Origin of the sequence: Gaetbulibacter aestuarii (genome assembly GCF_039537665.1) — a bacterium.
Taxonomy (GTDB): Bacteria; Bacteroidota; Bacteroidia; order Flavobacteriales; family Flavobacteriaceae; genus Gaetbulibacter_A; species Gaetbulibacter_A aestuarii.
Window position 1 is genome coordinate 1,484,602 of record NZ_BAABAY010000001.1, and the last position, 21,812, is coordinate 1,506,413.

Consider the following 21,812-nt stretch of genomic DNA (forward strand, 5'->3'; position numbering starts at 1 on the left):
ATCTTTGCGCCCTATGAATAAAGCAATGCAAATACAGGTAGATAAAGGCGAAATGCTGCCTTTGATGGAGGAATTTTACACCATTCAGGGTGAAGGATATTACAAGGGTACAGCGGCGTATTTTATTCGTTTGGGAGGTTGTGATGTAGGTTGCCATTGGTGCGATGTTAAGGAAAGTTGGAACGCAGATCTGCACCCACCAACAGCCGCGAAGGATATTGTGGAAAATGCTGAAAAATACAGTGATACTATTGTGGTTACCGGAGGAGAACCTCTCATGTGGGACATGACCTTACTTACCAATTTGCTCAAGGAAAAGCAATTGAAAGTGCATATTGAAACCTCCGGAGCCTATCCGCTTACCGGAACCTGGGATTGGATCTGTTTATCGCCTAAAAAACTAAAATTACCTACGGAAGAAGTTTACGCCAAAGCAAATGAACTGAAAGTGATTATATACAACAAAGATGATTTTCGCTTCGCGGAAGAACAAGCTGCCAAGGTGAATAAGGACTGTATTTTATACATGCAACCGGAGTGGAGTAAACGTGATAAGGTGATTCCTGAGATTGTTGATTATGTGATGAAACATCCAAAATGGAAAGTATCACTTCAAACACACAAGTATTTGAATATCCCTTAGTGTGTATAGCACAAATAAAAAAAGGTTCAAATGAGTAATTCATTTGAACCTTTTTTAGTTTCTATATTTTGTTTATGCCTTAGTAAAAGGAACTGTGATTCGTTTTTTACCCCAACCAATATGCATATCAACACCGTTGTCCGAAGCTGTAAACATAATTCCTAAAGCTTCAACAGAATCATCACTCGTTGTAACAGGAATTTTAATTCGAGCCACGTCTTTTGATTCATCATAAAAATAAGAACCCCAGGTGTTTAAATCGGTATTCACAATAGCGGTCCATTCATCTTCTCCCGGAATAGTATAAAAAGTATAAGTACCGGCTTTAATAGTGGTGTCACCTAATTTCATATCGGTATAAAGCGTAAGCTGGTCAGCTTCGTTTGCTCCGGTTCTCCATACTTTTCCAGCTGGTGCAAGTTTATTTATATCACGGTCCTTCAATTGTGGTCTACTGTAAATAATTTTAATCAGTTTATTGGATTCCTTGTAACTGGAAGGAAAAGCAGCAGCATCCATAGGACTTGCATCTAATTTAGGAAAATCCTGAGCCTGAACATTTAAGGCTGTTAACATGGCAAATACCATGGTGATCGTGGTAATTAGTTTTGTTTTTTTCATAAGAATTGATTTTTTAGTTGGTCTAAAATTAAATGTTATTTTTCTTAAAGTTTTTATAAAAGTTACGTTATACTGTTAAAGTTTGGAAGTACACGGTTGAAAATCAAATAAAAAAGCTTCAGTTTTTACTGAAGCTTTATAAGGTCTTAAAAGTTTTTGAAAATTATTTTGGTTTCTTGATAGTAACATTCATTTCCTCAATTTTTTTGAGTGAAAGTTGTGATGGTGCGCCAAATAAAAGATCTTCACTGGTTCCTGTTTTTGGAAATGCCATGACCTCCCTAATCGAAACTTTTTTCTCCAGGATCATCAACAACCGGTCAATTCCCCAGGCGATACCCCCGTGTGGTGGTGCGCCATAATGAAAGGCCTTATACATGGTCCCGACACTTTTTAACATGTCTTCTTTCGAATAGCCCATATTGCGATAAGTGGCTTCCAAAATTTCCGGTTTATGAGCCCGAATAGAGCCGCCTCCAATTTCGTAACCATTCAAAATAAGATCGTATTGCTGGGCAATGATGCTTCCTATTTCGTCATCCTTACCATTCATGTGTTTTTCGATATCCTGTACCGCAGGCATGGAGAAGGGGTTGTGTGTAAAGGTCCAACGGCCTTCTTCCGTTTTTTCAAACATTGGAAAATCAATTACCCAGGCAGGTCGCAATTCTTTAGGATTGATCAATTTAAGCATGGCACCAAGTTCCTGTCGGACGGCATCCAAAGCTTTGTTCGCTGTGCCGTAATCCGCAGCAGAGAAAAATACAATATCGCCTACTTCAGCTTTAGTTCTTTCTATGATTCCGGCGGCAATGTCTTCGCCTAAAAACTTAATGATTGGCGATTGTAAATCATTGGGGTTTACAATAATATAAGCTAAACCACCTAAACCATGGTGCTGTGCAATGCTTGTAAGTTTCTCGATCTGACCCTTTGATAAGCGTTTTTTACCTTGTTCTTCAGCTGTTACCTTTATGCATTTTACAATACCGCCTTCATCGATTGGTTTACTAAATACCTGAAAGCTTGTGTCTTTAACAATATCAGTAATGTCCTGAAGTTTCAACCCAAAACGCAGATCCGGACGGTCGCAGCCGTAATGATCCATAGCTTCCTGATACGTTAGGATCTCAAAGGGCTTCAGTTGCCATTTTTTTCCGTAAATTCTAGTAACAACCTCATTGAACATTTTAGTGTTCAAATCTATGATCTGCTGCATACTGGCAAACGCCATTTCAAGATCTAACTGGGTAAATTCCGGCTGTCGATCACCCCGGGAATCCTCGTCTCTAAAACAGCGTGCAATCTGGAAATATTTTTCATAACCACTAACCATTAGCATTTGTTTGAACTGCTGCGGGGCTTGTGGAAGCGTGTAAAATGCTCCGGCCTGTTTGCGGGTAGGCACAATAAATTCCCGAGCACCTTCATCAGTTCCTGCACTTAAAATAGGCGTTTCAATTTCCAGAAAATCCTCGTTATCCAAAATATCACGAAGCAATTTGATCACTTTATGACGATTCACAATAGCACGACGCACATCGTCGTTTCTGTGATCTAAAAACTTATATTGAAAACGTGTATTTTCATTAGTTTTGGTGGCGCGTTTAATTTCAAAAGGCAAGGTGCGGGATAAGTTTAATATGTCTAAACTTACCGCTTCCAATTCAATGGTTCCTGTACGAAGCGCTTTGTTATAATCATCAGCTTCACGTTGCACTATCGTTCCTGAAACCATGATAACCGACTCCGGTTTTAGCTTTACTAATTCGTCTAAATTTGGAAAGGATTCCCGGCGTAAGCACACTTGAAAAATTTCAGTACTGGAATCACGTAGATCAATAAAAATAAGTTCACCGTGATCTCGAACACTGGATACCCAGCCGGATAAGGTAACTTTCTGTCCGATACTTTCCTCTGAAAGTTGGGAGGCCAGGTGCGTGCGATAACTATCTTTGATAACCAAAGGTATTTCAGGTAAGCTTTCTTCAGGTTTTGAAGTCGCCTTGGGGCTTTTACTTTTTGGTTTTTCTTCTGAAATCTGACTTGTAGTTTCCGCAGTTTTATCTCCGGATAAATTTGCTATAATACGTTCACGAATGATCTTTCCAGGAGCGCCTTTACCAATAATGCCAATAACTTTACCTACAAGAATTCCTGCTTTACCATGATTTCCTGAAGCGATATCATCTGCAATCTCTTTATTTTCAGTGATCACTTTTTGAATAGCTTCCTGAATTTTAGTTTCAGAAATACTATGTTCTTCAAAATAAGTCTGATAATCAAAATCCGGATCTTTTAATAATTCGCTAAGCGCATGTTGCACCAAAACGGCAGTAACTTCTTCGTCTTTAAAACTTTTAAATATGGCGATGAAATCATTAGGATTTTGGATCTTATCATAATCCTCCGGTTTGATATTATTGGCCAGCGTTTTCGCTACAAAAGAAGGATCTTGAATAGCATCGTTAAGCGTCATAAACGTTTTAGAACGTAAAGCGTCGGCAGTAAAGAACTTAGCGTCTTGCGGTAAAACGCCGCCTTTAATAAGAATAGATTCTACAGCAAAGGGTAGGGCTGAATTATCAACATGGATAGCTTCCACAGCTTCTTTGATGGAAACAAATGGCAGATCCGGTTCACTGATAAAGCGATAATCTGCTTCGAATTCTTTTTTACGCATCGTTCGGGTTTGTTTCAATTCTGCATCGAACAATACGGTGGTTTGATCCGGTCTGAATTCCTTATGCTCAAAGTAATAGTTGAGTTGTTTCTCAACTTCCTCTTTTAAAGCCTCGATCATAAACTTGAAAGAGTTTAGGTTTTTTATTTCCGTCCGCGGATTTAAACTGTAACTGTGTTTTTTTCGAAGGGAAACCGACACATCAGATTTGAACTCTCCCTTTTCAAGATTCGCCTCAGAAACGCCCAGATTCTGGACGATACGTTGAATATACTGTGCGTAAATAGAAGCGTCTTCAATATGACGAATACAAGGTTCGGTTACGATCTCAATTAAAGGCACACCGGCTTTGTTGAAATCCACCAAAGAAAATTTCTTCTCATGCAGCAACTTCGCAGCATCTTCTTCGATGTGAACCTGCGTTAAATTCACCGTAAATTGTGAACCATCATTTCGGAAACAAGAAACCTGTCCGTCCGGGATGATCGGGTTGTGAAACTGCGTTATCTGTATATTTTTTGGGTTGTCCGGATACTCATAATGTTTCCTGTCCCAGGAGATCACATCATTTTCGAACGAGGATTTTACGGCCTTTCCAAAATAAATGGCTTTAATAATCGCTTCTTTGTTAATAGCTGGTAAAACACCCATTTGCCCTGTGCAAACCGAACAAATATTCGTGTTTGGAATTTCGGTTTCCGTGTTGGCGCAAGAGCAGAATAATTTTGTTTTCGTGTTCAGGCGCACATGGGTTTCCAAACCGATAACGAGTTCCAGGTCGTGGGCTTTCAATGCCTTGTCAATTGCTTCTAACTCCATTACAATAGTGTTTTTAATGTGTTAGCAAATTGCAAAACAAGGGTGTCTTTTGTTTTGGCGGCTGTGATCTGTAAACCGGTTTCAGGACCTTGAGGCACCGTAAGAGTTGGTAATTGCCCAAGGCTAAAACCAACGGTATAGGCATCCGATAGATACATGGCCAATGGATCCTTCAAACTATCACCGATTTTAGGCGGTGTATTTGGTGTTACGGGCGAAAGAATAATATCAACGGCTTTAAAATCTTCTTCAAAGTTGTTCGCAATAGCATCGCGCAGGGCTAGACCTTTCAAATAAATGGCATCACTAAAACCTTGAGATAACACCTGGTTGCCTCCAACAATACGACGTTTACTTTCTTCTGAAAAATTTTCAGAACGGGTTACCGCATAGGATTCTTTAAGCGATTCGGCTTCAATACGATTGCCGTAGTTGGTACCGTCCAGGCGCGATAGGTTAGAGGCCGTCTCCGCCATGGCCAGCGTATAATAGGTTGAAACTAAAGTTTCGGAATCAAAGAAATCCAGAGCTTTAACTTCAATATGGTTTTCTTTTAAAGTATCAACAACTTTTAAAAAATCAGCTTTAATCTTTGGGTTGATCGCCTCGCTATCGATAAAGTTTTTAAAATAGCCAACAGATTTTACTGCTTTGGTGTCCTGAATACTTTCTTTGGAAATTTCTGTGGCGTCGTAACTCGTTTGGTCTTTAACATCTTTTCCGCTCATAACGTTGAGTACCAATCGAATATCTTCAACTGATTTCGCGATAGGTCCAACACAGTCCGTTGAGGAAGCATAGGCCATCAAACCATAACGGGAAATTCGTCCGTAAGTTGGTTTCAAGCCATAAACGCCATTGTATCCCGCAGGTTGCCGAATGGAACCTCCGGTATCACCACCAATAGAAAATACCGTATAACCTAAAGCCACATTAACTGCAGAACCGCCACTGGAACCACCGCCAACTAACTCCGGATTCCGAGCATTGTTAACGGCACCAAAAATGGTATTCTCACTGGAAGAACCATGACCAAAACTGTCGCAGTTTTCCTTAACAACTGGTATTGCCCCGGCATCTAAAAGTTTTTGAATGGCAGTTGCGGTGTACGCTGATTTATAGTTTTGTAATAATTTGGAACTTGCGGTAGTGTATGTTCCTTGCAGCATGTAAACATCTTTTATTCCAAAAGGGATACCTTCCAAAATTCCGATAGGTTCTCCATTTGAGATTTTAGCGTCTACTTGGGCTGCACGTTCTAAAGCGTAATCCGGTAATAAACTATTTACAGTATGATGGGTGTTGGCAGCAAGTGCATCTAATTTGTTCTGGACCAATGCGGTACAGGACAATTCCTTATTCATCAATTGTTGATGAATTTTCAATATTTGAGATTCCATGATTATTCTTCAATAACTTTTGAAACAACTAAATAACCATCTTTCTCTTTTGGAAAGTTCTCTTTAATGATCGCTTTTTCAAGTTCAGAACTCTCAACAACCATATCAGATCTCAAGGCATTTACGGATACATGATTATTCTGATTATTATTAAAAGAGGGATTATTATTTGTTTGTGCATTTTTAATCACTTCAAATAATTTGTTTACAGCCGCGCTGGGCTTCGCTCCTTTAATACTCGACAAAACGTCGACGGTCATCATCTTACTCATGTCTTTTTTCTGTGTTAGATTCTAAACTTAATTAAGAGGGTAAAATTACGAAAGTTTTTAAGGAGTAAACAACTTATCACATTTAAAAATAAAACAGATTATGGTCTTTTGAATATGAATTACAAATAGTTACATTATTATGAATTTTAATGGGGAATACTTAAGAATTTTATCGTTTACCCTATTTTTAATAATTTATTAAAACCTGAATAAAAATCCTTCGTAATAAAAGCCTTTTAAAAACCGAATGTTTTTGACAATATTTGATGATTTCAGACTGCTTTTAAAAGGTTTGAAAATGGCTTAGAAGAGATCTAAGCGATTTACTAAAAAGCACACGGTGACAAAACCCATAAAATCAAACAAAATCCATTTTAAGCCACTTTTTAAGCGATTTAAGACACTTTTAAGTAATTAACAAATGTTGATAATTATATTTAAGAAGCGATAAAAAGCTTTAAAAAAGCAGGATAATTTCTTATATTTGTTTGTATTCAAAAGGATGCTGAGCAGCATCTTTTTTTTTGAAAAAAGACAAACTAAAATAAAGATAAATTATAAAAGATGAGCGAACCAAAAGAAGAGTTTAATAAGCATAATTATTCTGCTGATAGTATTCAGGCTTTAGAAGGAATGGAGCATGTACGTATGCGTCCTTCCATGTATATTGGTGATGTAGGTGTACGCGGATTGCACCATCTTGTGTATGAAGTTGTAGATAACTCCATAGACGAAGCTTTAGCAGGCCATTGTAATAAAATCTCGGTTACCATCAATGAAGACAATTCCATTACCACGGAAGATGATGGTCGTGGAATTCCTGTTGACCTTCACAAGAAAGAAGGCGTTTCAGCACTCGAGGTTGTCATGACAAAAATTGGTGCCGGTGGTAAATTCGACAAAGATTCCTATAAAGTGTCCGGTGGATTGCATGGCGTTGGTGTGAGTTGTGTGAACGCGCTGTCTGAACATTTAAAAGCCACGGTTTATAGAAATGGAAAGATCTGGGAGCAGGAATACGAACGCGGGAAACCATTATATCCTGTGAAACCTATTGGTGATACTGATCTTCGCGGAACGGTAGTAACCTTTAAACCAGACCCAACGATTTTTACCCAAACTTTAGAATACAGCTATGACACCCTCGCGAGTAGAATGCGTGAATTAGCATATTTAAATAAAGGCATCAAAATTGAACTCATTGACAGACGTTCGAAAAAAGAAGATGGTTCTTTTGAGGGAGAAATATTTTATTCGGAAGAAGGTCTTAAAGAATTTATCAAATATCTTGATGGCAACCGTGAGCCTTTAATGCGTGATGTGATTGCCTTTGAAGGAGAGAAAAATGGGGTTCCTGTTGAGGTAGCTATGGTTTACAATACCTCTTACGCTGAAAACTTACACTCGTATGTGAACAATATTAATACCCACGAAGGAGGAACGCATTTATCAGGTTTCCGTCGTGGATTAACACATACCCTTAAAAAATATGCGGATGAATCCGGGATGTTGGATAAACTGAAGTTCGACATTGCGGGTGATGACTTCCGTGAAGGGCTCACAGCGATCGTATCCGTAAAAGTTGCCGAACCACAATTTGAAGGCCAGACTAAAACAAAATTAGGAAACCGTGAGGTATCTGCTTCTGTCAGTCAGGCTGTTTCCGAAATGCTTACAGATTATTTGGAAGAGCATCCGGATGATGCTAAAATTATAGTACAAAAAGTAATCTTAGCGGCTCAGGCGCGTCATGCGGCTCAGAAAGCTCGTGAAATGGTACAGCGTAAAACCGTTATGAGCATCGGTGGTTTACCCGGGAAATTAAGTGACTGTTCAGAACAAGATCCTGCACAATGTGAAGTGTTTCTTGTAGAGGGTGATTCTGCAGGCGGAACAGCTAAGCAAGGACGGGACCGTAAATTCCAGGCCATTCTTCCACTTCGTGGAAAAATCCTGAATGTTGAAAAAGCCATGACCCATAAGGTTTTTGAAAATGAAGAAATTAAAAATATTTTCACGGCACTGGGCGTAACGATCGGAACGGAAGATGACAGCAAAGCACTGAATTTATCGAAGCTACGTTATCATAAAATCGTGATCATGTGTGACGCCGATATTGATGGATCGCATATTGCTACTTTAATTTTAACTTTCTTCTTCAGATATATGAAAGAGCTTATTGAAGCCGGCCACGTGTATATTGCAACACCGCCTCTATACTTAATTAAAAAAGGCTCGAAAAAACAATATGCATGGAGTGATAAGGAACGCGACCAGATCAATCAGGAATTTGGTGGAAGCGCCGGTATCCAACGTTACAAAGGTCTTGGTGAGATGAACGCAGAGCAATTGTGGGATACTACGATGAACCCTGAATTTAGAACACTACGTCAGGTGAATATCGATAACGGTACCGAGGCTGATAGAATTTTCTCCATGCTCATGGGTGATGAGGTACCACCGCGTCGTGATTTTATTGAGAAAAATGCTATTTATGCGAATATTGATGTATAGAGATCAAGGATAATTACAAAGACAAAAGGCTATCAGAAATGATAGCCTTTTTTATGATAATGAGATGTGATTTATCTTATTAAATTTTATTTACCTCCGTTAGCTTGTATATCAGCTAAACATTGAGAATCAAAATCCGGAGGGGTATTACTTATGTTCGAAATACCTATTGAGGATTCTGTAGCCCAATACATCAAACAGGATTGGTCTGTACAATGATGCGGATGATTTGGAACATCCTCATGATCGGTTTGCATAGGAGATCCGAGGTTCACTAAACCAAAAAGATGACCAAATTCGTGGAAAATAACAGTAGATTCCAATAAGGATTGGCTGGGAGCAAAGGGTCCCCCACTTAAACTTTTAACTGTTTTTTCGTAAATAACATAAGAGGTATTCCAGTAGGCTGTTCCTAGAATAACGGTACTTCCATCGGCGGCATCCTTATCGGATTTGCCATCAGAAAAATAGGCCCAAACCGCTACAGTTTTATCAGAATTATAATAAAGACGATTATCCCGTTCAATCTGGGCGATATCGTCAATGGTGTAAACCTCTTGTCCCGGTGAAGGAATGGAACGTTTTTTAACTGTAATTCCTGAGGGTTTATAAGTATGTTGTTGCAAAAAGTTTAAAAAATTGGTCTCGGTTGTCGTGCTGGGCTCATAACCCTCTACATAAACCAATTCAACAACCATGCTGGTAAATTTATCGTCAGATAACAAGTCGTGGGCAGAACTCCCGGTGGTTTGTCTATTGATGGCCTTATTAACAACGGTGGTCCCACCCTGACTACTAATTGGCTCATCTTTAGAACAACTGTAAAATACAGTAAGAACTAAAAAAAGAACAAAGAGTTTACGTTTCATTTTGGTTCGGGTTTAAATATTACAAACAGCTCTCTGCTTGGCAGGTTACTGTTTCAATCCGTAACATTTACGCAATTTTCGCGATTGAGGTTTTAAAATGTAAATATAAAACGCCTAAAGGTATGTAAGTATTTTGAAAACTATTATATTTTTGGCTTATCAATAAAAATTTAACCTACAAATACCTTAAAAAGGCTTTCGCCGAAAATGACTTGACTAGTCAAATTTTATGTTTAATCTGATAAAAACATCGGTAAAACGCAATTTTTTTCGATAAAATGTTGTTTTGAAAGAAATTTTTACTATGTTTGTATCTCCAAATCTATGTTATAAATGAAAAAGTTATGTTTGTTCTCGTTGCTGATTTTAGCAACACTTTCTGTAAAAGCTCAAAATTTTGATGAGTTATTAACTGCCGGAAAGGAAAATGCCGCTCGATTTGCGAACGATTATTTGGCCCCTGCTACAAATGGGCTTATTCACAGTATGAATGCCAACTGGTTTAATACTGCTGATGCTAAACCCCTGGGTGGATTTGAGATTTCTATTATTACCAATGCTGCTCTGTATAAGGACAAGCATAAATCCTTTTTAATGGATATAGCAGATTATAATAATCCAAATCAAGATTATACCGTAGCCTTTGCAGATGGTTCCAGTACAAAAATGGTGTCCACAGCTTTAGGAGAAAATAATCCTGATGTTGATATTGAAGTTACATACACCGATTCCAACACAGGCCTTAGCCGAACAGAAACAATTACCCTTCCGGATGGTATTGGAAACAGTACAGGTAAACTTTTGCCTACTGCCTTTATTCAAGGTGCTGTAGGTTTAATTAAAGGTATTGAAGTAAAAGCCCGTTTTTTACCAAAAATAAAAACCAAGGATACAGATATTAGTATGTATGGTGCTGGCTTGCAAATGGAATTTACCAAATGGTTACCGGCTGATAAAATATTGCCTGTGGCTATTTCAGGTTTGGTGGCCTATACGCATTTAGATGGCAAGTATGATATCACCGAGTCATCAGGAGTTAGCGGTAATAACCAGCGTTTAGAAACAGGTACTAATACGGTGTTATTAGAATTAATTGCCTCAACCAAGTTGCCTGTATTTAATGTTTATGGTGGTCTTGGATATATTTCAGGTAAGTCAAATACTGATTTATTAGGTACGTATACATTTAACGACCCTATTTTGGGCATACCAACAAGCACGACCGATCCGTTTTCCGTATCAAGTAAAGTATCAGATGTTCGGGGCACGGTAGGCGTAAAATTAAAGCTGAGTGTATTCAGAATAAACGCAGAATATCACATCTCTGATTTCGATGCGGTTTCCGTTGGATTACACTTCGGTTTTAGATAAAATATTTAGTTTTAATTTTCATGAATAATGATTATTAGTTTTAGTTAGTTTAGTTATTGTTACTTATTAAAAGGTACAGGATTTTTATCTTGTGCCTTTTTTTATTTAACGCTTATTAATTCGTAATTTTGCATGACTTTCGTTGTTTTACATGGCGCTGCTTCAGCGGTTTTTAAGCAATGCAAAAGTCGCCAATTAAACGTATATTAATCAAAACATATAAAAATACATTTTATGAAAGTTACAGTTGTAGGTGCCGGTGCTGTTGGTGCCAGTTGTGCAGAATATATTGCATTGAAGAATTTTGCATCCGAAGTCGTATTATTAGACATTAAAGAAGGCTATGCCGAAGGAAAGGCCATGGATTTAATGCAATGTGCTTCTTTAAACGGATTTGATACTAAAATTACCGGCGTAACCAACGATTACAGTAAAACAGCTGATAGTGATATTTGTGTTATTACCTCCGGGATTCCAAGAAAACCAGGGATGACACGGGAAGAACTTATCGGAATTAATGCAGGCATTGTTAAAGATGTATCTTCTAATTTGATCAAGAACTCTCCAAATGCGGTGATTATTGTAGTGAGTAACCCTATGGATACCATGACCTATTTGGTACACAAAACGTCCAATTTACCAAAGAACAAAATTATTGGAATGGGTGGTGCCTTGGATTCAGCTCGTTTTAAATATCGTTTAGCAGAAGCTTTGGATGCTCCGATTAGCGATGTAGACGGTATGGTAATTGGAGGTCACAGTGATACAGGAATGGTTCCTTTAACCTCACATGCCACAAGAAATAGTATTAAAGTTTCCGAGTTTTTAAGTGAAGAACGCTTAAATCAGGTAGCTGAAGATACTAAAGTAGGAGGTGCTACTTTAACTAAACTTTTAGGAACTTCTGCCTGGTATGCTCCCGGAGCTGCCGTAAGTGGTTTGGTACAAGCTATTGCCTGCGACCAGAAGAAAATGTTCCCTTGTTCTACCTTACTGGAAGGTGAATACGGTTTGAATGACATTTGTATTGGTGTTCCTGTGATTTTAGGTAGAGATGGTATTGAAAAAATTGTTGATGTGCCATTAAGTGATGCAGAGAAAGAACACATGCAAACAAGTGCAGAAGGCGTTCGAAAAACAAATGGTTTATTAGATGTTTAATAAGCACTAAAACCCTTCATAATATTTAACTAAAGACTGTAGAAATACAGTCTTTATTTTTTTATATTTGGCCCATGCGATTAAAAAGCTACATTCTAATTGTTTTATTGGCGGTTCTAGGCGTGCTATCTCTGCACAAAAATCAGGCGCCTAATCAAGAGATTGTCATTCAATTTCATGACGTAGCTATTCATTCAGATGCCGCCCAAAGTACCATTGCAGGTATTAAGGCGCAGCTGGAACATTTAGGCGTTACCAATATTAAAATCAAGGATCAGGAAAATGGAACGCTTCACATTTGTTACCATAGCGAAAAGGCCATTGCTGATGTAAGGAAAACTTTTTCTGAAGATGAGGCCTTAGATGTTGATGTTACCGCATCTGCAGAAAATCAAGAGGCTCCACAATCGCCCGTAAATGATCATACCTTATCCTATAAGCTTGATATTTTTGAGATTCAAAAGCAAGATCCAAATCATCTGGATTTAAATGGTGTGTCTGTACCTGTTCTAAAATTAAAAACAGAACATTTTTTTGAACCAAATAAAGTATTGACTTGTCATTTTGATGATCCTTACCAACTATCATATTTCAACAAAAATACGCCGAAACCGGCTGATTATAGCGCTAAGTTAAAGCGCCACGTTTCACAAAGAACACCTCAGGTTCGCGCCGGACCTAATTGCTAATAACAAGGTCTCTCTTGAAAATTCGTATTGAAAATTTTCTAAATAGACTTTCTTAAGCAACGACTTCAGTACAAAAAACAACGAATCATTAATTACAAAATAATTATTGTCAAATCGTAGCGTAAACTATATATTTGCGCGTTTCTAAAAAAATTTGACACAAAATATAAAACAATGCAAAACAAAGGATTAGTAAGACTATTTGCTATTTTGTTTGGTTTGGTAAGTATCTACCAATTATCATTTACCTTCAAAAATAGTGCTATAGAAAATGAGGCTGAGAATGTAGCCATCAATAAAATTCCTGCTTCCGAAGCCAATTATCGCGAATTGCGAAGTAAGGAAGAGGCCCGGTACTTAGATTCCATCGCCAACGATACCGTATTTAACATCGGAATCGCTAAGTTTACTTATAATCAAGTTAAAGAAAAGGCTATGCCGTTAGGTTTAGACCTTAAAGGTGGTGTAAGTGTAACGCTGCAGATTTCGGTGAAAGATATTTTGCTAGGTCTGGCAAACCATTCTAAAAATCCGGTTTTTAATAAAGCCTTGGATGACGCTAGCGAAATGCAAAAGAACAGTCAGAATACCTATTTAGAGGATTTCTTTATAGCTTTTGACAAAATTAAAGGAGATACCAAATTAGCTTCACCTGATATTTTTTATACCAAAGCTTTGGATGGTGAAATTAACGGAACCATGACTGATGATGAGGTGAAAACGATCATCGAGAAAAAAGTTGATGAATCTATCGTTTCTGCTTTTGAGGTATTACGTAAGCGTATTGATGAATTTGGTGTTACCCAACCAACTATTCAGCGTTTAGGAACTTCAGGTCGAATTCTTGTAGAATTACCTGGAGTGAAGGATAAGGAGCGTGCCATACGTTTATTACAAAATACTGCCCAATTAGAATTTTGGGAGGTAAATAAAAGTCAGGCAATTTATACATTCTTATCACAGGCTAACGAAGCTTTAAAAGATATTGTAGGCAATCAGGATGAAGAAAAAGCGAAAAAGTCACAGGATGCTGAGGATGCCGGACAAGATTCAACTATTGATGATCTTTTAGGTGAAGCAGCTACAGATTCTACAGCTGTAAAACCCGAAAGCAATCCGCTAACAAGTTTATTGTTCCAAACGCCAAATCCAGCTGCCATAGCAATGATCAACGAGAAGGATAAAGATAAGGTGAAGCGTTATTTAAATATGCCGCAGATCCGTTCTTTATTGCCTCCGGAACAACGCTATACTAAATTTGCTTTTGGAAAAGCACAAGATGACAGCGAACTTATCAATTTATATGCTTTAGTTGGAAATCGTGATGATGTTCCTGAATTAAGTGGTTCTGTAATTGTCGATGCTCGTCAAGCTTTTGGTCAAACCAATAAGCCGGAGGTTTCTATGCAGATGAACTCCAAAGGGGCAAAGATCTGGGAAGAAATGACCACGAAAGCTTATAATGATAAAGGTTATATAGCCATTGTACTTGATGATATTGTTTATTCTGCACCGGGTGTATCCAATGGTCCTATTACCGGTGGTAATTCATCTATTTCAGGAAACTTTACCCTGAATGAAGCGATCGATTTAGCCAACGTACTACGTGCCGGTAAATTACCTGCATCTGCCGATATTATTCAAAGTGAAGTTGTAGGTCCGTCTTTAGGTCAGGAATCTATTGATAGTGGTACAACATCATTCTTAATTGCTTTAGCTTTAGTATTAATTTGGATGCTAGTTTACTACGGTAAAGCCGGTGGTTATGCCGATATTGCCATGTTGCTAAACCTCTTGCTGATTTTCGGGGTCCTCTCGGGTCTCGGCGCCGTGTTAACCTTGCCTGGTATTGCAGGTATCGTATTAACAATCGGTATGTCAGTGGATGCGAACGTACTTATCTATGAGAGGATCAGGGAAGAGTTGGACAAAGGTAAAGGTCTGCGCGACTCCATTAATGATGGTTTCAGCAATGCTTTATCATCTATTTTAGATGCTAACATTACAACCGGGTTAACCGCTTTAATCTTATTCATTTTTGGTTCCGGACCTATTAAAGGTTTTGCAACTACCTTATTAATTGGTATTGGTACATCTTTGTTCACGGCTATTTTCATAACCCGTTTATTAATTGACTGGTATATTGGTAAAAAGAGTCATCTTACCTTCACGACTGCAATTACGAAAAACCTGTTCAAGAACATTAACGTTAATTTCTTGAAAAAACGTAAGATTGCGTATATCGCATCTGGAACAGCCATTTTGATCAGTTTAGGGTCGTTATTTACAAACGGACTTGATCAAGGTGTAGATTTCGTTGGGGGTAGAACCTATCAAGTACGTTTCGCTCATGATGTAAGTCCGACTGAAATTGAAGGTGTTCTTACAGATGTTTTTGGTAGTGCAGAAGTAAAAACATTTGGTACTGCAAATCAATTGAAGATCACTACGAAATACAAAGTGAATGAAGCCAGCAGTGAAGTTGATGAAGAAATGAGAAATATGTTGTTCAAGGCTTTACAACCGTATTTGGAAGGCCTGACGTATGATGACTTTATTAGTGACTCAGATACAAAAACGGTTGGTTTATTGAAGTATGATAAAGTAACGCCAACGATTGCCGATGACATTAAGCAAGAATCTGTTTGGGCCGTTTTAGGATCCTTACTTGTTGTATTCTTGTATATTCTATTACGTTTCAAACGTTGGCAGTTCTCTTTAGGTGCCGTAGTTGCCGTATTCCATGATGTATTAATTACACTTGGTATATTCTCATTAACCTATAAATTCATGCCTTTCACTATGGAGATCGATCAGTCTTTCATCGCGGCGATCCTAACGGTAATTGGTTACTCGCTGAACGATACTGTGGTAGTATTCGATAGGATCAGGGAATATTTTAATGAGCACACAAAATGGCCGCTTAATAAAGTGATCAACTTATCCTTGAGCAGCACATTAAGTAGAACCTTGAACACCTCGCTTACCACCTTGGTGGTATTATTGGCCATCTTCATTTTTGGTGGAGATTCCATCCGAGGCTTTATGTTCGCATTAATTGTGGGTATTGTGGTAGGTACGTATTCATCGTTATTTATTGCAACACCAATTATGTACGATTCTGTAAATAAGAAAGAAGACGATAAATAAAAAAGGAACTGACTAATTCAATTGTTCTTTAAAGCCTGTTAACGTGAGTTGACAGGCTTTTTTTATTTTGAAATAAAAAGAAGAATAAAAGAGAATTAATCTTTTTTGAAAGCAATTGAATCTCCTGCAGAAAGCTTCCATACATCCGATAAACCGCCATTTACCTCCAAAACATATTTAGCAGGACCTTCGGAAGGTAAAGAGCCTTCATTGAAAGGTTCTGCATTTTTTTGAATACTTACGATCTTTTGATTGGCATCTAAATAAATAATATCTAATGGAATTTCGGTATTTTTCATATAGAAATAGCGGGGTGCTTCATCCTGAAATACGAACAGCATGCCGCGATCATTTTTCATGGTATTGCGATACATGAGTCCGGTTTCCCGATCAAATTCTGTATCCGCAATTTCTATTTCCAAAGGAATAGTGGTACTATCTTTTTTAAAAATGGTAAGTGTGCCTTCTTTTTTAAAGGTGATCTTCGTTTGTTTAACGGCTTTGCTGTGGTCTTTACAGGACACATTCAGAGATAAACTAAATGTGCCTAACGCAATTAGTGAAGCCAGAGAAACAGTCTTCGCATTCATGATTTGAATTTATTTTACAGGTTGTTTCGGTTTGTATTGAAACATAAAGTATAATCCGATCAAAATAAACGGAATACTTAGCCATTGTCCGGTATCTAAACCAAACCAATTGATGTATTCATCTCCTTGAGGTTCTTTTACAAATTCCACAAAGAAACGAACCGTCCAAAGCAGAATTAAGAATAATCCAAAAAGGAATCCGGTTTGGTTCTTTTTATCAGTTTTAGAATAAAAATACCATAAAATCAGAAACACGAAAATATAACAAAAGGACTCATAAAGCTGTGCAGGATGTCTGAAGGGTACCTGATCTACCAGTTCTTTATTTTTGCCAATAGCGTCATAAGCTTTATGAACATTTTTAATTCCGGTTAGTCTAACGGCTTCATAACGGTTATAATAGTTTTGGATAAAGCGAACGCCCAAATCAGAGTTTGTTACTTTTCCAATGATCTCAGAATTAATGAAATTACCGATACGGATGAACACCGCGCCCGAAGCTACTGAAATAACAACACGATCCAGAATCCAAATTAAAGATTTGTACTTGTATTTTCTTCGGTATAAATATAAACCGATGATGATCCCGATAGCAGCACCATGACTCGCCAGTCCTTGAAACCCTGTAAACTCGAATCCGCCTTTAAATTTAAAGGGTAAGAAGATGCTGAAAAAATCCTGAGTTATCAGTTCGGATTGATAAAATAAGACATGTCCTAAACGTGCACCGATCATGGTTGAAAGCACCGTGTACATAAATAAAGGATCGAGGTATTTTAAATCTACCTTTTCCTTTTTGTAAATATATTTCATGATGTACCAACCTAATATAAAGGCTACTACCCACATTAAACTATAAAAGTGGAGTTTGAAGTTCCCAACAATGTCGATACCCGTTAACGGATTCCAATCAAATTTTAATAGCTGCATGGTCTTAATTTTTCGGCATAAAGATAATTAAAAGCAAAGGTCTTTATGTAACTTTAGTTTATTAGTTCTGTAACTTCTACTACAAAAATCAGGTTGGTCTTTGGAGGTATACCCGGCATACCGTATTCCCCGTATGCGAGATAATAAGGAATGAATAGGGTAGCTCTATCGCCAACACTTAATTGTCTGAGACCTTCTTTAAATCCTGCGATCATTTGGGCATCCGGACTCAAGTCGCAATTAATGGGTTGATAGCCGTTCGCTTCTTTGCGCTGTTCATTAACCATATTGTTAGCCTCGGCAGTCTTAAGTTCACTGGTCTCAAGGAGTTTTCCATTTTCAAAATAAAGAGAATAATGCGCTAAAACATCAGAAGTTTCATTGAGTTTTGGACCATTTCCTTTTTTCGAAATAAAATACTTTAAACCTGAAGGCAAGGCAACGGCTTTTTCTTTTTGTTTTTCAAATTTTTCTTTATTCGATCGGAGTAGTGCGGCTTCTTTTTCGGCTTTCTCCTTTTCTTGACGTTCTGCTTTTTTAAGCGCTTCTAAAAATACTTCCGGAGCATCAAAATTCTTGGCTTCACTTCCCTTTCTTATAATATTAACCTCTTCAATAGTGTCCTTTTGTTCTATTGTATCAATAACCTGCAAACCTTTAATAATTTCTCCAAAAACGGTATGGCAACTTATCCTGCTGTTCTCGCAGGGTTTTAAAATTCCATCCTCGTCGTAAGCATTTAACCAGGGTGTTTCTTTAAGGGTTATATAAAATTGACTTCCGTTGGTATTATAGCCTGAATTGGCCATGGCAAGAATTCCTTTTTTATCGTGCTTTAGATCCGGTGAAAACTCGTCGTTAAATTTATAGCCGGGTCCGCCTTTACCAGTTCCTGTAGGATCACCACCCTGGATAACAAAATCTTTTACAACGCGATGAAATAAAAGTCCGTTATAAAACTTTTTACCTTTGTAAATGCTGTCTGCCAGAGGGTTATCGCCCTCTGCGAGTGATACAAAATTAGCAACAGTTGCCGGGGCCTTTTTATAGTAAAGTTCTGCCAGCATGGTGCCTTTGTTGGTTACGAATTCGGCATAAAGCCCATCCTTTAAATCGGGGTATTGTGCTTTGCAGGCACTTAAATTTAAAACAAGTAATAAACCTAAAACCCTAAAAACAGGCTTTGATAATACCATGGTTAATTGGTTTGATTTTGACTGATAGAATTTAATGTAACTTCGCAAATAAGTGGTTCGTTACGACCTATTTTATATTCGTCGCCGTAGTACCCATATGCTTTTTGAGAAGGGAAAATGAAAGTTACGGTTTCCCCTGGTTTCATTAATTTTAAACCTTCACGAAGTCCTGAAAATAATTCTTCTTTATCCACAACGTAATCCTGATTTTTCAGGTCATTTTTGGAATAGATCAATTGACCATTTAATGATTTTACGTTGTAATCGTAATTAATAATATCTCCAAAAGCCGGTGTGGCTAGTGAATCAGCCTCGGTTTTAGTGTTGTAGTAATACCAAAAACCGTGCTCTGAGGTCAGGTAATGATTATCATTTTGCTTCATGATCTTTTCAATACTAGCATACTCTCTGGCATTGAGTGCTTTATTGCGGGCGATCGATTCATCAATGAAAGAACCCGTTTTGGTGGTAATTGGTTTTCTGGCTTCTTGCGATTTGCAGTTAAAAAGGGCCAATGTTAAAACCAATAGCATTAATTTATTCATCGTTCAGGGCTTTATTATACTCAGGCAATATACTAATAAATTTTTCAACGGTATCTTTTAAAGATAAATGACTTTTTCCTCCGGCAGCATTGATATGCCCCCCACCGTTGAAGTGCTCGCGCGCCATGGCGTTTACCGAGAAGTTGCCCTCCGAGCGAAGCGAAATTTTTACAATGCCTTCCTGTTTATCTTCTATGAAAATAGCAGCGAGAACAACATTTTCCAATGATAATCCGTAATTAACGAAACCTTCGGTGTCACCTTTTCTAAAATGGAATTTATTAAGTTCTTCCTGTGACAAGGTTATATACGCCGTTCTGGATTCTGGAATAACCTTTAAATTACTGAGTGCACAGCCCAGGAGTTGCAATCTATTATAGCTATTTGAATCAAAGACGTGGTTGTGAATATCACTGTTTTTAGCGCCAGCATCAATAAGATGTGCAATAACCTGATGTGTTAAACTGGTGGTGGAAGAAAAACGAAAAGAACCGGTATCAGTCATAATTCCTGTATATAAACAGGTGGCAATCTCCCGATTCATGTGTTGTAATCCATCGAGTTCGTCTATAAAATGATAGATCATTTCGGAGGTGGAACTCATATTAACATCGCTGTACATATATTTTGCAAAAGGCTCAGGTTCCTGATGGTGATCGATCATGATCTTCAATGCCTTGCTTTTCTCAAGGGGTTTCTCCATGTCGCCGGTGCGATGAAAAGCATTAAAATCCAGAGCGAAAATAATATCTGCATTATTGATTTGGGCTTCAGAAATCTCAGTTTGAGTATCAAATTTGAGAACTGATTCATGTCCGGGCATCCATTTTAAAAATGAAGGATAATCATTGGGTACAATAACCTGCACATTTTGCTGATACGCATTTAAAAAGTGGTATAATCCAAGGCTGGAACCCATAGCGTCGCCATCGGGATTCTTATGGGTTACAATGACTATGTTATGCTCCGTTTCAAGAAGCTTTTTTATATTGGAAAAATCTTTTAGCGTCATAGAAAGCGAATATACAATTTAATAAAATACAGGTACAAGAGATTAACGTACTTTTAATGGGATTTGTTAATTAGATTTAAAATTTCATCGATGGTCTGAAATAGCCATAAATTTTAAAGTAAAAAGTTTTTTATTACCGGTAGTAGAGTTTCCTTTAAAAAGCTGTACTTTTGCCAAAATTTTTAAAAAAACAAAATGGCAACAAATAGAACATTTACCATGATTAAGCCTGATGCTGTTGAGAACGGACACATTGGTGCGATATTAGAAAAAATATCAGCTTCAGGATTCCGGATTGTGGCTATGAAATTAACACAAATGACTGCTGCGGATGCTAAAACATTTTATGCGATCCATAAAGAGCGTCCGTTTTTTGGGGAACTTGTTGAGTACATGACCAGTGGCCCTATTGTAGCAGCTATTTTAGAAAAAGACAATGCGGTTGAGGATTTTAGAACTTTAATAGGCGCAACAAATCCTGAGGAAGCAGCTGAAGGAACCATTAGAAAACTTTACGCAAAATCGATTGGTGAAAACGCTATTCACGGTAGTGATAGTGATGAAAATGCAGCTATAGAAGGCGCATTTCATTTTTCCGGTCGGGAGATGTTTTAAATTACTGCTGCCGCGTTAGGGATTGAAGCAAGCTACCTTGTAGCGCGGAAAGCCCGACCCGCTGGGGAACGCCCAAAGAGATATAAACTAAAAAAGGGAACCTAAACTGGTTCCCTTTTTTTAATGAAAGTTTGAAAGTGTATATCTTAGATTACTCTTACGTTTACGGCGTTTAGCCCTTTTCTTCCTTCTTGTAAATCGAATTCTACGTTATCGCCTTGACGAATTTCTTCAGTTAAACCGGAAACGTGTACGAAATGTTCTTTTTGTGTGTCATCCTCAACGATAAAACCAAAACCTTTAGTGTCGTTGAAGAATTTTACTGTACCTTTTGTCATTATGTAATAATTAATAAATTTTGCAACAAAGGTACGGTAAATTGTGATATGTTGTAGGAATAAAAGTGTTTATTTCAAATTATTTTTAAGAATTAATTATCTTAAAATCAGTTTTTTAATAAGGGGTTTACCCAGCGCTTCGTTAAGCATGTTGATTATTTTTTGCTTTCCGTAGCTTAGTTCTTCGCGTAATACGCTAGAACTGAGTTTTACATATAAAGTATCATGCTCCAGATTTACGCTCGTGGTGTAGTTGTTTACGCCGTTACCCATTAATTCCCGCCAGGCCTCGGCAACATGAACTTTGTTCAGTCCGCCCTCAAGTTTGTTGGTCTCAACAAATTCCTTTAAGGCATCACTAAGACTCAAATGTTCATTGTTTCGTTTTGCCATA

Annotated in this window: 19 protein-coding genes; 7 read left to right on the forward strand and 12 right to left on the reverse strand. The window is 37.8% G+C overall.

Going from position 1 to position 21,812, the window contains the following annotated elements; translation table 11 throughout:
• Positions 1-25: 25 nt before the first annotated feature.
• Entirely contained in the window at positions 26-643 is a 618-nt protein-coding gene (locus ABD682_RS06645; RefSeq protein WP_425552789.1) for a 7-carboxy-7-deazaguanine synthase QueE, read from the forward strand.
• A gap of 72 nt (positions 644-715) precedes the next feature.
• On the opposite strand, the gene ABD682_RS06650 is transcribed toward ABD682_RS06645, so the two are convergent.
• The 4 genes from ABD682_RS06650 to ABD682_RS06665 all read right to left on the reverse strand — a co-directional run bounded on the left by ABD682_RS06650 (position 716) and on the right by ABD682_RS06665 (position 6,429).
• The gene (locus ABD682_RS06650; protein WP_344740313.1) at positions 716-1,264 is read right to left on the reverse strand and encodes a DUF2911 domain-containing protein; all 549 of its coding nucleotides are present in this window, start codon (positions 1,262-1,264) and stop codon (positions 716-718) included.
• A gap of 163 nt (positions 1,265-1,427) precedes the next feature.
• Positions 1,428-4,766, reverse strand: a complete 3,339-nt coding sequence (gene gatB/aspS / locus ABD682_RS06655; RefSeq protein ID WP_344740314.1) for a bifunctional amidotransferase subunit GatB/aspartate--tRNA ligase AspS — start codon at positions 4,764-4,766, stop codon at positions 1,428-1,430.
• Positions 4,766-6,166: an amidase family protein gene (locus ABD682_RS06660; protein WP_344740315.1), complete on the reverse strand. Its 1,401-nt coding sequence runs from the start codon at positions 6,164-6,166 to the stop codon at positions 4,766-4,768. Before ABD682_RS06660 ends, gatB/aspS begins: the two co-directional genes overlap by 1 nt.
• 2 nt (positions 6,167-6,168) lie before the next feature.
• On the reverse strand, positions 6,169-6,429 hold the full coding sequence (locus tag ABD682_RS06665; protein ID WP_344740316.1) for a hypothetical protein: 261 nt from the start codon (positions 6,427-6,429) through the stop codon (positions 6,169-6,171).
• A 573-nt stretch (positions 6,430-7,002) separates the two neighbouring features.
• Here ABD682_RS06665 and gyrB point away from each other — a divergent pair.
• The gene (gene gyrB, locus ABD682_RS06670) at positions 7,003-8,952 is read left to right on the forward strand and encodes a DNA topoisomerase (ATP-hydrolyzing) subunit B (protein ID WP_344740317.1); all 1,950 of its coding nucleotides are present in this window, start codon (positions 7,003-7,005) and stop codon (positions 8,950-8,952) included.
• A gap of 86 nt (positions 8,953-9,038) precedes the next feature.
• On the opposite strand, the gene ABD682_RS06675 is transcribed toward gyrB, so the two are convergent.
• Positions 9,039-9,821, reverse strand: coding sequence for a zinc metalloprotease (locus ABD682_RS06675; RefSeq protein WP_344740318.1), 783 nt, complete (start codon positions 9,819-9,821; stop codon positions 9,039-9,041).
• Positions 9,822-10,154: 333 nt separating this feature from the next.
• Between ABD682_RS06675 and ABD682_RS06680 the strand changes: the two genes are divergently transcribed.
• The 4 genes from ABD682_RS06680 to secDF all read left to right on the forward strand — a co-directional run bounded on the left by ABD682_RS06680 (position 10,155) and on the right by secDF (position 16,192).
• Entirely contained in the window at positions 10,155-11,192 is a 1,038-nt protein-coding gene (locus ABD682_RS06680; protein ID WP_344740319.1) for a DUF6588 family protein, read from the forward strand.
• 234 nt (positions 11,193-11,426) lie between these two features.
• Entirely contained in the window at positions 11,427-12,353 is a 927-nt protein-coding gene (mdh, locus tag ABD682_RS06685) for a malate dehydrogenase (RefSeq protein WP_344740320.1), read from the forward strand.
• 74 nt (positions 12,354-12,427) lie between these two features.
• A complete protein-coding gene (locus ABD682_RS06690; protein WP_344740321.1) occupies positions 12,428-13,042 on the forward strand; it encodes a hypothetical protein in 615 nt (204 codons plus the stop codon).
• A gap of 174 nt (positions 13,043-13,216) precedes the next feature.
• Positions 13,217-16,192, forward strand: coding sequence for a protein translocase subunit SecDF (gene secDF / locus ABD682_RS06695; RefSeq protein WP_344740322.1), 2,976 nt, complete (start codon positions 13,217-13,219; stop codon positions 16,190-16,192).
• Between the two features lie 95 nt (positions 16,193-16,287).
• Here secDF and ABD682_RS06700 read toward each other — a convergent pair whose 3' ends face one another.
• From ABD682_RS06700 to ABD682_RS06720, 5 genes are read right to left on the reverse strand one after another with little or no spacing between them, the layout of a single operon-like run.
• Positions 16,288-16,782 carry a DUF192 domain-containing protein gene (locus ABD682_RS06700; protein WP_344740323.1) on the reverse strand — a complete coding sequence of 165 codons (495 nt, stop codon included), beginning with the start codon at positions 16,780-16,782 and terminating at the stop codon, positions 16,288-16,290.
• Between the two features lie 9 nt (positions 16,783-16,791).
• Positions 16,792-17,712, reverse strand: coding sequence for a prolipoprotein diacylglyceryl transferase (gene lgt, locus ABD682_RS06705; RefSeq protein ID WP_344740324.1), 921 nt, complete (start codon positions 17,710-17,712; stop codon positions 16,792-16,794).
• A 53-nt stretch (positions 17,713-17,765) separates the two neighbouring features.
• Positions 17,766-18,908 carry a peptidylprolyl isomerase gene (locus tag ABD682_RS06710; protein WP_344740325.1) on the reverse strand — a complete coding sequence of 381 codons (1,143 nt, stop codon included), beginning with the start codon at positions 18,906-18,908 and terminating at the stop codon, positions 17,766-17,768.
• A 2-nt stretch (positions 18,909-18,910) separates the two neighbouring features.
• Entirely contained in the window at positions 18,911-19,453 is a 543-nt protein-coding gene (gene gldI / locus ABD682_RS06715) for a gliding motility-associated peptidyl-prolyl isomerase GldI (RefSeq protein ID WP_344740326.1), read from the reverse strand.
• Entirely contained in the window at positions 19,446-20,465 is a 1,020-nt protein-coding gene (locus ABD682_RS06720) for a DHH family phosphoesterase (RefSeq protein ID WP_344740327.1), read from the reverse strand. The genes gldI and ABD682_RS06720 overlap by 8 nt, the downstream gene beginning before the upstream one ends.
• A 195-nt stretch (positions 20,466-20,660) precedes the next feature.
• Between ABD682_RS06720 and ABD682_RS06725 the strand changes: the two genes are divergently transcribed.
• A complete protein-coding gene (locus ABD682_RS06725; protein ID WP_344740328.1) occupies positions 20,661-21,080 on the forward strand; it encodes a nucleoside-diphosphate kinase in 420 nt (139 codons plus the stop codon).
• A gap of 146 nt (positions 21,081-21,226) precedes the next feature.
• Here ABD682_RS06725 and ABD682_RS06730 read toward each other — a convergent pair whose 3' ends face one another.
• Both ABD682_RS06730 and ABD682_RS06735 read right to left on the reverse strand, forming a co-directional pair.
• Positions 21,227-21,418, reverse strand: a complete 192-nt coding sequence (locus tag ABD682_RS06730) for a cold-shock protein (RefSeq protein WP_344740329.1) — start codon at positions 21,416-21,418, stop codon at positions 21,227-21,229.
• Between the two features lie 96 nt (positions 21,419-21,514).
• The gene (locus tag ABD682_RS06735) at positions 21,515-21,811 is read right to left on the reverse strand and encodes a DciA family protein (protein WP_344740330.1); all 297 of its coding nucleotides are present in this window, start codon (positions 21,809-21,811) and stop codon (positions 21,515-21,517) included.
• Between the last annotated feature and the right edge of the window lies 1 nt (position 21,812).

What these genes read in the sequence shown, in the direction of transcription:
- secDF (WP_344740322.1), top strand. Translation starts at nt 13,217, where the DNA reads ATGCAAAACAAAGGATTAGTAAGACTATTTGCTATTTTGTTTGGTTTG.
- gatB/aspS (WP_344740314.1), bottom strand. Translation starts at nt 4,766, where the DNA reads ATGGAGTTAGAAGCAATTGACAAGGCATTGAAAGCCCACGACCTGGAA.
- ABD682_RS06700 (WP_344740323.1), bottom strand. Translation starts at nt 16,782, where the DNA reads ATGAATGCGAAGACTGTTTCTCTGGCTTCACTAATTGCGTTAGGCACA.
- ABD682_RS06675 (WP_344740318.1), bottom strand. Translation starts at nt 9,821, where the DNA reads ATGAAACGTAAACTCTTTGTTCTTTTTTTAGTTCTTACTGTATTTTAC.
- gyrB (WP_344740317.1), top strand. Translation starts at nt 7,003, where the DNA reads ATGAGCGAACCAAAAGAAGAGTTTAATAAGCATAATTATTCTGCTGAT.
- lgt (WP_344740324.1), bottom strand. Translation starts at nt 17,712, where the DNA reads ATGCAGCTATTAAAATTTGATTGGAATCCGTTAACGGGTATCGACATT.
- gldI (WP_344740326.1), bottom strand. Translation starts at nt 19,453, where the DNA reads ATGAATAAATTAATGCTATTGGTTTTAACATTGGCCCTTTTTAACTGC.
- ABD682_RS06660 (WP_344740315.1), bottom strand. Translation starts at nt 6,166, where the DNA reads ATGGAATCTCAAATATTGAAAATTCATCAACAATTGATGAATAAGGAA.
- ABD682_RS06720 (WP_344740327.1), bottom strand. Translation starts at nt 20,465, where the DNA reads ATGACGCTAAAAGATTTTTCCAATATAAAAAAGCTTCTTGAAACGGAG.
- ABD682_RS06645 (WP_425552789.1), top strand. Translation starts at nt 26, where the DNA reads ATGCAAATACAGGTAGATAAAGGCGAAATGCTGCCTTTGATGGAGGAA.
- ABD682_RS06710 (WP_344740325.1), bottom strand. Translation starts at nt 18,908, where the DNA reads ATGGTATTATCAAAGCCTGTTTTTAGGGTTTTAGGTTTATTACTTGTT.
- ABD682_RS06665 (WP_344740316.1), bottom strand. Translation starts at nt 6,429, where the DNA reads ATGATGACCGTCGACGTTTTGTCGAGTATTAAAGGAGCGAAGCCCAGC.
- ABD682_RS06725 (WP_344740328.1), top strand. Translation starts at nt 20,661, where the DNA reads ATGGCAACAAATAGAACATTTACCATGATTAAGCCTGATGCTGTTGAG.
- mdh (WP_344740320.1), top strand. Translation starts at nt 11,427, where the DNA reads ATGAAAGTTACAGTTGTAGGTGCCGGTGCTGTTGGTGCCAGTTGTGCA.
- ABD682_RS06690 (WP_344740321.1), top strand. Translation starts at nt 12,428, where the DNA reads ATGCGATTAAAAAGCTACATTCTAATTGTTTTATTGGCGGTTCTAGGC.
- ABD682_RS06730 (WP_344740329.1), bottom strand. Translation starts at nt 21,418, where the DNA reads ATGACAAAAGGTACAGTAAAATTCTTCAACGACACTAAAGGTTTTGGT.
- ABD682_RS06680 (WP_344740319.1), top strand. Translation starts at nt 10,155, where the DNA reads ATGAAAAAGTTATGTTTGTTCTCGTTGCTGATTTTAGCAACACTTTCT.
- ABD682_RS06650 (WP_344740313.1), bottom strand. Translation starts at nt 1,264, where the DNA reads ATGAAAAAAACAAAACTAATTACCACGATCACCATGGTATTTGCCATG.
- ABD682_RS06735 (WP_344740330.1), bottom strand. Translation starts at nt 21,811, where the DNA reads ATGGCAAAACGAAACAATGAACATTTGAGTCTTAGTGATGCCTTAAAG.